Source organism: Mycobacterium sp. TH-M25, assembly GCF_057473665.1.
Window position 1 is genome coordinate 1 of sequence record NZ_JBYCLA010000330.1, and the last position, 12,801, is coordinate 12,801.

Consider the following 12,801-nt stretch of genomic DNA (forward strand, 5'->3'; position numbering starts at 1 on the left):
TCCTCCAGGTCGCGCTTCTGTGGACGCGGGTTGGTGTGCTGGTTCCATGGGTGACGTCGGTCCACCGGGTTACCGAGCGGATCGGTTTTGACGAACATCTCCTGATCGGTCCAGTCGTCGTAGTACGAGCTGCCCAACAGGATCCGGATGCCGAGGTTGATGTCCACCAGCGAGGTCGTGACGAGCTTGCCGTCGACGACGATGCCTGGCGTGACGAACATCTTGCGGCCCCAGTTCTCCATGTCCTTGTAGGCGAAGTTGCAATGCTCGGGGTCTTGGTATGAGCCCCAGCAGGCCAGCAGGGTGCGGCGCAGGCCGGACTTCTCGTAGCCGGGCAGGGCCTCGTAGAAGAAGTCGAACAGGTCGTCGTGCATGGGCACGACCTTCTTCATGAACTCGACGTAGCGCATCAGCCGGGTTATATAGTCGGTCATCAGCTGGATGGTCGCCACCGTGCCCACACCGCCCGGGTACAGCGTCGACGGATGCACGTGCCGCCCTTCCATCAGGCAGAACATCTCCCGCGTCAATCGGCTGACCTGCAGCGCCTCCCGGTAGAACTCGCCGCTGAACGGGTTGAGAGACCGCATGATGTCGGCGATCGTCTTGTACCCGTGCGCGCCGGCGTGCGGTGCCGCGGTGTTCTCCGCCTTGGCCAGGACCGATGGGTTGGTCTCTTTGACCATCTTCTCGCAGTAGTCGACGCCGACCAGGTTCTCCTGGAAGATATTGTGGTCGAACATGTATTCCGCGGCCTCGCCGAGGTTGGTGATCCACTCGGCGAGGTGCGGCGGCTGCACGCCGTAGGCCATGTTCTGCGTGTAGCAGGAGCAGGTGGCGTGGTTGTCACCGCAGATGCCGCAGATGCGGCTGGTGATGAAGTGCGCGTCGCGGGGGTCCTTGCCCTTCATGAAAATCGAGTAGCCGCGGAAGATCGACGATGTGCTGTGGCACTCGACGACCTCGCGGTTCTCGAAGTCGATCTTGGTATAGATGCCGAGGCTGCCCACGATCCGGGTGATCGGGTCCCAGGCCATTTCGACGAGTTGGCCGGGTTCGTGCTTGGAGTGGGACGGCTTGGGAATGATGGTTGTCATCGAAGTGTGCTCTTTCCGTAGCTGGGGGGATGGTCGGGATCCGCGCGCCTACCAGGTGCGGCGGGCTCCGGTGGTCAGTTTCCTGCCCTTGTGCCGCCAACGCGGCTCCTTGTCGAGGGTGCGCCCCGTGATACGGCGCATCGGGCGGATGAAAGAGCCGTACAGCCCCGACGCGGTCGACGAGATCAACCCGCCCGGCGGCTCATCCATGAACGGCATGAACTTGTCCGGGAACCCGGGCATGGTGCACCCGATGCAGATCCCACCGACATTGGGGCAGCCACCGACACCGTTGATCCATCCCCGTTTGGGAACGTTGCATTTGACAACCGGACCCCAACAGCCAAGTTTGACGATGCATTTCGGCGACCCGTACTCGGTGGCGAAGTCGCCCTGCTCGTAGTAGCCGGCCCGGTCACAGCCCTCGTGCACGGTATTGCCGAACAACCAAGTGGGGCGCAACTCGTCGTCCAGCGGGATCATCGGCGCCTGTCCGGTGGCCATGTACAGCAGATAGGTCAGTGTCTCGGACAGGTTGTCGCCCTGGGTGGGGCAGCCGGGGACGCAGACGATTGGGATACCGGCCTTGCTCTTCCACTCCCACCCGAGGTAGTCGGGCACCCCCATCGCTCCGGTCGGGTTGCCGGCCATGGCGTGGATACCGCCATAACACGAGCAGGTCCCCGCGCACACGATCGCGGTCGCCTTGGGCGCGAGCCGGTCCAGCCACTCGCTGGTCGTTACCGGCTGACCGGTGGCGGGGTCGTTGCCGAAGCCGCACCAGTAGCCCTCGTTGTGCAAATTCTCGTTGGGGATCGAACCTTCGACGACAAGCACGAACGGTTCGAGTTCACCGCGGTCGGCCTTCCAGAACCACTCCAGGAAATCGTCCGCGCCGCCCTCGGGTCCGCATTCGAAGTCGATCAGCGGCCAGTGCACGGCGATCTGCGGGAGGCCCGGCAGGGCGCCGAGCGCGATCTCTTCGATGCTGGGCTGGGTGGCGGCAGTCAACGCCACCGAATCGCCGTCACAACTCAGACCCGCGTTGATCCATAAGACGTGGATCAAGGTCTCTTCGGCTTTGACTGCTGCTTCCGTTGGCATTATGCAGCTTTCCGGGACCGGGCTGGGCCCCTGGCACCGCCGGAGTCGACTATCGACCCGCTTGCGCGACGCTGAATGTTGGTCTACTCCAGTACGTAGTAGATGTCAACTATCTGACAGCGAGCCGATGGCCTTTGCTGGAATCCGAGGGTTCTCCTACTTGTCGGTAGATTTTTCGATACACTCCGGCGACTGCGAGCTGCCGGTGAAACGCACACTATTTAGTGGATGGTTGAGCAGCAGGGCATGTTTGAGCGCATATGTTCAACCGGGCGTTTAACTGAAGATTCATGCGAATCGAGTGCAACAACAGTCATGCAAGTCAATTGCAGTTAGATTAGCTGGATCGCCCACGGTTGGTCCATTCCGAACGCCCATAGAACGGGCAGAAGCCCTGTCCGATACGGAAGACGTGGCGTCCCAGGGCGTGCCCCACTCAGGCTGCAGAGGTTCCGCCCACGAACCGCCGCAGCCAGGCGAACCAGTCCGGCATTCCGTCGCCCGTCCGGGCGCTCACCGGCAGAATCGTTGCCGTCGGGTTGACCTCGCGGATATGGGCGACGTAGGCGTCGACGTCGACGTCGAGATGCGGCACGAGGTCGATCTTGTTGAGCAACACCACGTCCACCGCGCGGAACATCACCGGATACTTCAGCGGTTTGTCCTCGCCTTCGGTAACCGAGTAGACCATGGCCTTGGCGTGTTCACCGACGTCGAACTCAGCCGGGCATACCAGGTTTCCGACGTTCTCGACGACGACCAGGTCCAGTCCGGCCAGATCCAGGCCCCGAAGCGCGCGGTTGACCATGGGCGCGTCGAGGTGACATTCGCCGCCGAACCCGTTACTCGTGTTGAGCAAGGCCACTTGCGCGCCCCGGCCGCCGAGCTTGGCCGCGTCGAGGTCGGTCGCAATATCACCCTCGATCACCCCGACGGCAATCTCGCCGGCGAACTCGTCCAGGGTGGCCGCAAGCACGGTGGTCTTACCCGAACCGGGCGAGCTCATCAGGTTCAGCGCCCGAACCCCGTTGCTCTCAAAAGCCTCCCGATTGTCAGCGGCCCGGACGTCGTTCTCGGCGAAAATCGACTCCAGCACGTCCACACGTTGGGAGCCGGTGTCGTAGCCGCTGTGATCTCCGTGGTCGTGGTCGTGGTCGTGGTCGTGGTGGTGGTCGTGGTCGTGGTCGTGGTGGTGGTCGTGGTCGTGGTGGTGGCCGTGCTCGTGCTCGTGGTCGTGGGTGTGCACGGTGCCGTCGTCGTGACGATGAAACCTACCCATTGGTCGCTACCTTTCGCGCGCTTATCAGGACACATCCAGCGAGGTCACCAGGAACTCGTCGCCGCACAACACCTCGACATCGGCGCTGTCGCAGTGCGGGCACAACAGTGACCACCGCGAAGTGATCGTCGAATCCCGGCTGCAGGAGCGGCACCGCACCTGGGCGGTGACGAACTCCAGTTCCAGCTCGGCGTCGCCCATGTCCTGGTGATCGCGAACCAGGCTCCAGCAGAACGACAACGATTCGGGCACCACCTGGCGCAGGGCGCCGACGCGTACCCGGATTACGTCGACATGACGGCCCTCGGCATACGGTTTCACCACACCGGCGATCGCCTCGCACAGCGACAACTCATGCATCGCTGACCGCCGCGGTCTGCGCCAGGCGCCGCGCGCTGGGTCGGTCCATGAGCACCGTTGTACACCCCAGGCCGACAAGCGCGGGAGACTAGACGCGAAATCGACAGGCATTTCGACGGATTTAGCCGCCGGTGCGAATCCGCTAACGGCGCGGGCCGAACGCGCCTACGATGGAAAACGCGTGAAGCTTCAGCCCCCGCTTCACGAAACGCGTGATCGGAACGTATTAAATGGTGTTTCAACCAAACTGGCTTAAGCGATGTATCAAGTGTGGCCGGCAAATCGAGCCTTCTGACTTGATCGCCGCTCCGCGAGGGTGCGCATGCCCGATACTTCGCTGATGCTGCGATCCGGCCTGGCAGCCGACCAAGTCCGGCGGCGATTCACCGTGACCGGCGTCGTCCAAGGCGTCGGGTTCCGTCCGTTTGTACACCGGATCGCCACCGAGCTGAGCCTGACCGGATTTGTCGGCAACGACTCCGGCGCGGTCTTCTGCGAAGTGCAAGGTTCGCGCACCCGCGTTGACGGGTTCGGACGCCGGCTGCGCGCCGAAGCGCCGCCCCTGGCCAGCATCAGCGGCATATCCGTTGTCGAGATCGGGGCCGACACTGCGACGTCCGGGACCGGTTTCCGGATCGTGGCAAGCCAGACGGTTACCGGTGCCACCACGCCCATTCCGCCGGACATCGCTGTCTGCGACGACTGCGTGAGCGAACTGCTCGACCCCGGTGACCGACGCTACCGGCACCCGTTCGTCACGTGCACCAACTGCGGGCCCCGGTTCACCATCATCCGGGAGCTGCCCTATGACCGTCCGGGCACCACCATGGCGGGTTTCGATATGTGCCGGCGGTGTGCAGCCGAATACCACGACCCGACCGATCGCCGGTTCCATGCCCAACCGATCGCCTGCCCGGACTGCGGACCGTCGCTGTGGTTTTCTGCCGGAACCCATGACGCCGGACGGGTCGGCGGATCCGACGCCGCGCTGGCGGCCACCCAGGAGGCGCTGGCCGCGGGTGCGGTGGTCGCGGTCAAGGGCATCGGCGGCTATCACCTGGCCTGCATCGTCGACGACGACGCAGCGGTCGGCGCACTGCGCGGCCGCAAGGCACGGGGCGCCAAACCGTTCGCCATGCTGGTGCGCGACCTCGACGTCGCCGGCCGCTACGCGTTGATCGACGACACCGAGGCCGCGGTGCTGACCAGCCCGGCCCGGCCGATCGTCTTGCTGCGGCGTCGCCCGGACGCACCAGTGGCCGACGCCGTCGCACCGGGCAGCCCACTGATCGGGCTGATGCTGCCGTACTCACCGATCCATCACCTGCTGCTGACCCCGGTACCGGGGGTCGGCGCGCCGGTACCCGACGCACTGGTGCTGACCAGCGCGAACCGTTCCGATGAGCCGATCTGCTTCACCGAAGACGATGCCGTGCGGCGGCTTTCGGCGCTCTGCGACTCGGTACTCGACCATGATCGACCGATCCACGTGCCCTGCGACGACTCGGTGGTGCGGGTTGTCGACGGCGCCGAACTGCCGATCCGCCGGTCCCGCGGCTACGCACCACTGCCGGTGGACCTCGGGCGCGACGGCCCGGCCGTACTGGCCGTAGGTGGCGAACTGAAGAACACTTGCTGCCTCACCGACGGTCCGCGCGCCTACATGTCGGGGCACATCGGCGACATGGCGACCCTGGAGACACTGCGCGCATTCGAACGGGCGGTGGGCCAGCTCAGCGCAACACGGCAACAGCCGGTGCGGTTGGCCGCCGATCTGCATCCGGGGTATCAAACCCGGACCTGGGCGGAGCGTCATGCCGGCGAGCGACCGGTGGACCTGGTGCAGCACCACCATGCCCACGTCGTCTCGTTGCTGGCCGAGCACGGCCGGCTCGGTGAACCGATCGTCGGGGTGGCCTTCGACGGCACCGGCTACGGCAGCGATCAGACGATCTGGGGCGGGGAGATTCTGACGCTCGGGCGCGACAGCCATCGGTTCACCCGGGTCGGGCACCTGTTGGCGGTGCCGCTGGCGGGGGGTGACGCCGCGGTGCGCAATCCGTGGCGGATGGCGCTTTCGCAGTTGTGGGTGGCCGGTATCGACTGGGCCCCCGATTTGGCTCCGGTGGCCGCGGCTACCCCTGCGGAGCGGGGCGCCATCCGGTCCCAGTTGGTCAGCGGGGTGGGTTGTGTGCCGTGCTCGAGCATGGGCCGGTTGTTCGATGCGGTCGCCTCGCTGCTGGGGGTGCGGCACCGGATCGACTACGAGGGACAGGCCGCCATCGAACTCGAGCTGCTCGCCGATTCGGTCGACACGGCCGGAGGTCCGATACTGCGAATGGATGTGCGGCCCGACGGGGTGATCGATCCCACCGCCATGCTGTCGGCGATGGTGTCGGCGCTGCGCGCCGGTGTCGAGCCGGCCGTGCTGGCCGCCGGGTTCCACGACGCGGTCGCGGTCGCCGTCGCCGAGGTGGTCGGTCTGGTCGCCGGCCAGGTGTCACTGGTGGGGCTGACCGGTGGGGTGTTCCAGAATGTGTTGCTGCTGCGCGGGTGTCGGCATCGGCTGCAGCAGGCGGGATTTGAGGTGCTGACCCACCGCGTGGTCCCGCCCAACGACGGGGGGCTGGCGCTCGGTCAGGCGGCCGTATCCGTGCTGACCGCGCTGGACCTGCAAACCGACGGGAAGAGGGCTGATTTGTCATGACTACCACCGTGATCGACCGTGGTCTGGGCGCCGATCTGGCGACGGATCTGGCCGCCACCTCGCTCACCCTGGCCAGACGATTTGCGGCGGGCGCGACCATGTGGTCGCTTGCGCCGTCGTGGGAGCCGCATGCGTTGCACATCGCGGTCGAGTTTGTGCACCCGGTGATCATGGGGAAGCGCGCGTTGCCGGCGGTGGCGCTGACTGGCCCCGAACTGGTGGACCAAGTGCGGGTGTCGGCGCGGCCCGGCGACATCGTGGTGGCAGTGGCCGGCGCCGACAATGCCGAGGTGGCCTCGGTGATGCGCCGAAGCCCGGCCTGGGGGGTGAACACCGTGTGGATCGGCAGCGGTGCGCGGCCCCCGGCGGGTGCGGCCGATCATGTGCTGTGGCTGGACGACCCTGATCCGATGGTGCCGGCGACCGGCGGGTTCGTGCTGTTCTACCACCTGTTGTGGGAACTGACCCATGTCTGCTTCGAACACCCCGGTGTGCTGACACCGGGGGCCGAGTGCGCCGACGAGGTCTGCATCACCTGCAGCGACGAAGGGCGTCTCGGTGAAGTGGTGGCTGTGTCGGCCGAAGGGATGGCGGCGGTGCGCACCGCCGCTGGAGTGGAGGAAGTTGCGACAACGCTGGTCGATCCGGTCAGCGCCGGGGATCTGGTGCTGGTGCACGCGGGAATGGCGATCAGCAAAGTGGACGAGGAGGATGACTCGTGAGCTCAACCGAGCGCCAGGAACCCACCGATTTCCTGTATCCGTTCATCGACGCGCAAGAAGAGGATCCCAAGGCGTTGCTGGCCGACCTGACCGCGTCGGCGCAGCGGAAGGCGGACGAGAGCCTGGCGTTGCGACAGTCCACACTGGAGGCCAACGCGGACCTGCTGGCCACCGCGGCCACCGAGATGGCACGCCGATTCGCCACCGGCGGACGGCTGTTCGCCTTCGGCAACGGCGGCAGTTCCACCGATTCGACGACCTTGGCCACCTTGTTCGCCAGGCCGCCGCGCGGGCAGCCGCTGCCGGCCTGGTCGTTGACCGCGGACCAGGCGATCCTGACCGCGCTGGGCAACGACGTCGGATACGAGCTGGTATTCGCCCGGCAGTTGATTGCCCGCGCCGGCCCGGGCGATATCGCGGTCGCGATGTCGACCAGCGGCAACTCGGCGAATGTGATCACGGCGTTCCGGGAGGCACGTCGTCGCGACATGTATGTCATCGGTTTCGCCGGATACGACGGGGGCGCCTTCGCAACGTGCCCGGATGTCGATGTGTGTTTTGTCGTCCGGTCCCAAAGTGTGCACCGGATCCAGGAATCGCAGGCGCGGCTGGCTTTTCAGCTGTGGTCAGCGGTCCACGAGAGTTTGGTGGGGGTGTGATGGGTAAGTCGGTGGGTGAGTATGTGGGGTCGGGTCCGGGTTTTGCTGAGGGTGAGGTGATTGAGCGGATTGAGTCGTTTCGTCGTCGGCGTCCTCGGTTGTTGGATGAGCATGTGACGTTGGCGCATGGGGCGGGTGGTAAGGCGTCGGCGGCGTTGGTGGATGCGGTGTTTGTGGAGGCGTTTCGTAATCCGTTGTTGGAGTCGTTGGGTGATGGTGCGGTGTTGGGGTTGCCGGGTGGTGATCGGTTGGCGATGTCGACGGATTCGTTTGTGGTGCAGCCGCGGCGGTTTCCGGGTGGTTCGATTGGTGTGTTGGCGGTGCATGGCACGGTTAATGATCTTGCGGTGATGGGTGCGGTGCCGCAGTGGATTTCGGCGGCGTTTGTGATCGAGGAGGGTTTCGATATCGCCGAGCTTAAAGAGGTTGTTGCTGATATGGCGGTGGCGGCTGCGGGTGTGGGTGTGCATGTTGTTACTGGGGATCCCAAGGTGGTGCCGCGGGGTGCGGCTGATGGGTTGTTTATCACGACTACGGGGGTGGGGGTGATTCCGGTTGGTCGGCAGTTGTCGGCGGCTTCGGTGCGGGTGGGGGATCGGGTGTTGTTGTCGGGGTCGATTGGTGATCATGGGATGGCGGTGATGTTGGCCCGCGGTGATTTGGCTATTGAGGCCGATATTTGTTCGGATACCGCGTCGGTTTCTGCGTTGGTGGAGGTGTTGTTGGCGGCGGCGCCCTCGACGCGTTGGTTGCGGGATCCGACTCGTGGTGGGTTGGGCACGGTGTGCAATGAGCTGGTCCAGGCGTGTGGGTTGGCGGTGTTGTTGGCCGAGGATCGGTTGCCGGTGGCGCCGATGGTGCGGGGTGCGTGCGAGTTGTTGGGTATCGATCCGTTGTATGTGGCCAATGAGGGCAAGTTCGTTGCTGTGGTGGCCGCCGATGAGGCTGAGGCGGGGTTGGCGGCGTTGCGGGCGCATCCGTTGGGGGCTGAGGCGGCCTTGGTGGGGGAGATTATCGCTGAGCCCGAGGAGACCGTGGTGGTGCAGACCGGGTTTGGTGGTTCGCGGATTGTCGACATGTTGGTCGGTGACCCGTTGCCGCGGATCTGTTGAAAGGAGATCATCGTGTGTTTGGGGATTCCGGGGCGGATCGTGGAGATCACCGATCCGGCTAATTTTTTGGCGAAGGTTGATGTGAGTGGTGTGCAGCGCACGATCAGTGTGGCGTTGTTGGAGAAGGAGATGCCTGCGCCTGATGATTGGGTGTTGGTGCATGTGGGGTTCGCGATGGCCAAGGTTGATGAGACCGAGGCGTTGTTGACGTTGGCGGCGGTGCAGAAGCTCGGCGATGTGTATGACACGGAGCTCGAAGCGTTCAATTCATCCACAATCTAGGGGATAGCCATGAAATTCGTTGATGAGTTCCGTGACCCGGCCGCGGCCCGTAAGTTGCTGGGTGCGATCGAGCATCTGGCCGGGACCGGTGAGGGATCCGAGCATTTCAAGTTCATGGAGGTGTGTGGCGGGCACACTCACACCATTTATCGGCATGGCATCGAGCACCTGTTGCCCGAGAATGTCGAGTTGGTGCATGGTCCGGGGTGTCCGGTGTGTGTGATTCCGATGGGGCGTATCGATGATGCGATGTGGCTGGCGCAGCAGCCTGATGTGATCTTCACGTGTTTTGGTGACATGATGCGGGTGCCGGGTTCGCATGGCAATCTGTTGGATGCCAAGGCGCGTGGTGCTGATGTGCGGTTTGTGTATTCGCCGTTGGATGCGCTGAAGATCGCGGTCGAGCAGCCGGATAAGCAGGTGGTGTTTTTCGGTATCGGGTTTGAGACCACCGCCCCGTCGACGGCGGTCACGTTGGTGCGTGCCCGTGAGTTGGGGTTGAGGAATTTCAGTGTGTTCTGCAATCACGTGATGATCGTGCCGCCGATCAAGGCGATCTTGGAGTCGCCGGATCTGCGGTTGTCGGGGTTCATCGGTCCGGGGCATGTGTCGACGGTGGTGGGGGATCGGCCGTAGCGGGTGGTCAACGACGTGTATCACAAGCCGTTGGTGATCGCGGGGTTTGAGCCGTTGGACATCATGGCGGCGGTGGCGATGTTGTTGACTCAGATCCGGGAGGGTCGGTGTGAGATCGAGAATCAGTATTCGCGGGTGGTGCGTCAGGGCGGCAACCCGGCGGCGTTGGCGTTGATGGGTCGGGTGTTTGCGTTGCGTCCGCATTTCGAATGGCGTGGTCTGGGTTTCATCTCGCAAAGTGCGTTGGCGGTCAACGATGATTACGCCGAGTTCGACGCCGAGGTGCGTTTCTCGATGCCGGGGGTGCGGGTTGCTGATCCGAAGGCGTGTCAGTGCGGTGAGGTGCTCAAGGGGGTGCTCAAGCCTTGGGAGTGCAAGGTGTTCGGTACCGCGTGTACCCCGGAGACCCCGATCGGCACCTGCATGGTGTCTCCCGAAGGAGCGTGTGCGGCCTACTACAACTTCGGCCGGATGCACCGCGACGCCGTCAAACTCGCACAACCCACCCGGGTATGAATGGCGGCACGCGGGGGGCGGAGATGTTCGCGCGCTACGCCTATGCCCCCAATGCGCTGGGCTACTGCGGCCCGCCGCTGGGAGCCACCTTGGCCGACGGGTCGACCAAGGAGGTGCGGGCGGCCGCGGCCAAGTTTTCCGGCGCCTGGCCGTATTTGCGGGTGCTGTCGGCGGCGACCGGCATTGCGGATCCACTCGATTACCGGCTCGTCGAGTCGTACTGGCTCGGCGGCGGCGTCGGCGCCGACCTGGACGGCGCGGAGTTCCTCGAGGCGTTGCTGGCGATCATCGGCCCGCAGGCCGGCCGCTACTGGTCGCACCTAACCGGCGACCTGGCCGGTGAAGCCGCGGCCAACCACTGCTTTCACGTGTTCGGTGTGTATCCGTGGTCGCGGCTGCTGGGGCGAGGGGAGCAACCATTGGGCGTGCTGGACAACTGCCGGATCACGTGGGGCACGGTGCTTTCCCGCCACGGCGAGAAGGTGCAGGCGTCGTGCCGCGGGCTGGTCTGGGACGGGCATGCGCTTTCCCTGTCCGAACCGGCGTCGCGCCTATTCGAGGTGCAGGTGGACGGCTACAGTGCGGTGCCCGATGCGGCACCCGGCGACGACGTCGCGGTGCACTGGGGTCGGCTGTGCGGCCGGCTGACACCAGAGCAGATCGCGGCGTTGGCCGACAGCACCGCCCGCCAGCTGCATGTCACCAACCAGCGGCTGGCGCGGCTCAGTCGGCCGGTTCGTGCTTGACCGGAACCAGCGGTATCGCCGCCAGCGGGAACAATGCGCATACCGCGAACGCCAGCGGATAACCGGCCGCCGTGATCAGCGCACCGAACGCCGGCGGGACGGCTGTTACGGCTCGTGCGGGTGTCCGGCGTGGCGAACCGCGTGCCCGACGAACGGTGCGGCAACGGTGGCGGCCAGGTGGCGGCGGTTGATGATCAGCCCGACGAGGGCCACCACGGTGTAGATGCCGGTTTTTCACCGGGTTTGCGCACGCTCGCGCAGGATGGTGGTCGTGACTGACAAGCCCGGGGTCGGTGGCCGACAGATTGCGGCGCTGGCGTTACCGGCGCTGGGTGTGCTGGCCGCCGAACCGCTATACCTGTTGTTCGACACCGCGATTGTCGGTCGTCTCGGTGCGCTGCCGTTGGCCGGGCTGGCTATCGGCGGGATGCTGCTTTCAGTGGTGGGGTCGCAGTCGACGTTCCTGTCCTACGGGACCACGGCACGTGCCGCGCGGTTCTTCGGGGCGGGTGACCGGGGGGCGGCGGTCGCCGAGGGGGTGCAGGCCACCTGGCTGGCGCTGGCGATCGGAGCGTTGATCACCCTCGCGGTGGAATGCGCGGCGGTGCCGCTGGTATCGGTCATCGCCGGCGCCGGATCGGGTGGGGCAGACATCGCCGCAGCGGCGTTGCCGTGGCTGCGGATCGCGATCCTTGGCGCCCCGGCGATCCTGGTCTCGTTGGCCGGAAACGGCTGGATGCGCGGGGTGCAGAACACGGTGCGCCCACTGCGCTATGTCATCGCCGGGTTCGGCCTGTCGGCGCTGCTGTGCCCGCTGCTGGTGTACGGCTGGCTGGGGCTGCCGCGGCTGGAGTTGGCCGGCTCGGCGGTGGCCAACGTGGTCGTGCAGTGGCTGGCGGCGCTGCTGTTCTGCCGGGCGCTGCTGGCCGAACGGGTCGCGCTGCGGATGGACCCGGCGGTGCTGCGGGCGCAACTGGTGATGGGCCGCGACCTGTTCGTCCGCAGCCTCGCGTTCCAGGCCTGCTTCGTGTCGGCCGCGGCGGTGGCCGCCCGCTTCGGCGCGGCGGCGGTCGCGGCGCACCAGGTGGTGCTGCAATTGTGGAATTTCCTTGCGCTGGTGCTGGATTCGCTGGCCATTGCGGCACAGGCACTGGTCGGCGCCGCGCTGGGCGCCGGTCATCCCGGATACGCGAAGTCGGTGGCGTGGCGGGTGACGGTGTTCTCGCTGGTGGCGGCGACGGTGCTGGCGGTGCTGCTGGGGGCCGGTGCGCCCGTGCTGCCCGCCGTGTTCACCGACGCCCCATCGGTGCTGGCCGCGATCGGTGTGCCGTGGTGGTTTTTGGTCGGCCAGTTGCCGGCAGCCGGCATCGTGTTCGCCCTGGACGGGGTGCTGTTGGGTGCTGGGGATGCCGCGTTCATGCGCACCGCCACCGTCATCAGCGCGCTGGCCGGGTTTTTGCCGCTGATCTGGCTGTCGCTGATCTTCGGGTGGGGGCTGGCCGGCATCTGGTCGGGGTTGACCGCGTTCATCGTGCTGCGGCTGGTGTTCGTCGGCTGGCGGGTGCTGTCCGGGCGCTGGGT

11 protein-coding genes and 1 pseudogene are annotated in these 12,801 nt (G+C 65.6%); 8 read left to right on the top strand and 4 right to left on the bottom strand.

Annotated features, from left to right (window positions below):
• From AC2VOU_RS11035 to AC2VOU_RS11050, 4 genes are all read right to left on the bottom strand, one after another.
• Positions 1–1,097 (bottom strand): nickel-dependent hydrogenase large subunit (locus AC2VOU_RS11035; RefSeq protein ID WP_486957415.1); only part of this gene is annotated, 1,097 nt, incomplete at its 3' end.
• 48 nt (positions 1,098–1,145) lie between these two features.
• A complete protein-coding gene (locus AC2VOU_RS11040) occupies positions 1,146–2,201 on the bottom strand; it encodes an NADH-quinone oxidoreductase subunit B family protein (RefSeq protein WP_486957416.1) in 1,056 nt (351 codons plus the stop codon).
• Between the two features lie 436 nt (positions 2,202–2,637).
• Positions 2,638–3,480, bottom strand: coding sequence for a hydrogenase nickel incorporation protein HypB (hypB, locus tag AC2VOU_RS11045; protein WP_486957417.1), 843 nt, complete (start codon positions 3,478–3,480; stop codon positions 2,638–2,640).
• Positions 3,481–3,504: 24 nt separating this feature from the next.
• Positions 3,505–3,840 (bottom strand): hydrogenase maturation nickel metallochaperone HypA, encoded by a 336-nt coding sequence (locus AC2VOU_RS11050; protein ID WP_486957418.1) that lies wholly within the window; start codon positions 3,838–3,840, stop codon positions 3,505–3,507.
• A gap of 322 nt (positions 3,841–4,162) precedes the next feature.
• Here AC2VOU_RS11050 and hypF point away from each other — a divergent pair, with 322 nt between their 5' ends.
• The 8 genes and pseudogenes from hypF to AC2VOU_RS11090 form a co-directional block, all read left to right on the top strand.
• Positions 4,163–6,547, top strand: a complete 2,385-nt coding sequence (gene hypF, locus AC2VOU_RS11055) for a carbamoyltransferase HypF (protein ID WP_486957419.1) — start codon at positions 4,163–4,165, stop codon at positions 6,545–6,547.
• A complete protein-coding gene (locus tag AC2VOU_RS11060) occupies positions 6,544–7,269 on the top strand; it encodes a HypC/HybG/HupF family hydrogenase formation chaperone (RefSeq protein WP_486957420.1) in 726 nt (241 codons plus the stop codon). Before hypF ends, AC2VOU_RS11060 begins: the two co-directional genes overlap by 4 nt.
• Complete coding sequence (locus AC2VOU_RS11065; protein WP_486957421.1) at positions 7,266–7,928, top strand: D-sedoheptulose-7-phosphate isomerase; 663 nt, start codon at positions 7,266–7,268, stop codon at positions 7,926–7,928. Before AC2VOU_RS11060 ends, AC2VOU_RS11065 begins: the two co-directional genes overlap by 4 nt.
• The gene (gene hypE / locus AC2VOU_RS11070) at positions 7,928–9,040 is read left to right on the top strand and encodes a hydrogenase expression/formation protein HypE (RefSeq protein ID WP_486957422.1); all 1,113 of its coding nucleotides are present in this window, start codon (positions 7,928–7,930) and stop codon (positions 9,038–9,040) included. Before AC2VOU_RS11065 ends, hypE begins: the two co-directional genes overlap by 1 nt.
• Positions 9,041–9,052: 12 nt before the next feature.
• The gene (locus tag AC2VOU_RS11075; protein WP_486957423.1) at positions 9,053–9,322 is read left to right on the top strand and encodes a HypC/HybG/HupF family hydrogenase formation chaperone; all 270 of its coding nucleotides are present in this window, start codon (positions 9,053–9,055) and stop codon (positions 9,320–9,322) included.
• A gap of 9 nt (positions 9,323–9,331) precedes the next feature.
• Positions 9,332–10,474, top strand: a pseudogene (gene hypD / locus AC2VOU_RS11080) (hydrogenase formation protein HypD).
• Complete coding sequence (locus tag AC2VOU_RS11085) at positions 10,471–11,220, top strand: DUF6390 family protein (protein WP_486957424.1); 750 nt, start codon at positions 10,471–10,473, stop codon at positions 11,218–11,220. Before hypD ends, AC2VOU_RS11085 begins: the two are co-directional and overlap by 4 nt.
• Positions 11,221–11,491: 271 nt before the next feature.
• The coding region (locus AC2VOU_RS11090; protein ID WP_486957425.1) for an MATE family efflux transporter at positions 11,492–12,801 on the top strand (1,310 nt) is incomplete at its 3' end.

Bases quoted from the DNA above. Each gene is read 5' to 3' on its own strand.
- AC2VOU_RS11040 (WP_486957416.1), bottom strand. From the start codon at position 2,201: ATGCCAACGGAAGCAGCAGTCAAAGCCGAAGAGACCTTGATCCACGTC.
- hypB (WP_486957417.1), bottom strand. From the start codon at position 3,480: ATGGGTAGGTTTCATCGTCACGACGACGGCACCGTGCACACCCACGAC.
- AC2VOU_RS11050 (WP_486957418.1), bottom strand. From the start codon at position 3,840: ATGCATGAGTTGTCGCTGTGCGAGGCGATCGCCGGTGTGGTGAAACCG.
- hypF (WP_486957419.1), top strand. From the start codon at position 4,163: ATGCCCGATACTTCGCTGATGCTGCGATCCGGCCTGGCAGCCGACCAA.
- AC2VOU_RS11060 (WP_486957420.1), top strand. From the start codon at position 6,544: ATGACTACCACCGTGATCGACCGTGGTCTGGGCGCCGATCTGGCGACG.
- hypE (WP_486957422.1), top strand. From the start codon at position 7,928: ATGGGTAAGTCGGTGGGTGAGTATGTGGGGTCGGGTCCGGGTTTTGCT.
- AC2VOU_RS11085 (WP_486957424.1), top strand. From the start codon at position 10,471: ATGAATGGCGGCACGCGGGGGGCGGAGATGTTCGCGCGCTACGCCTAT.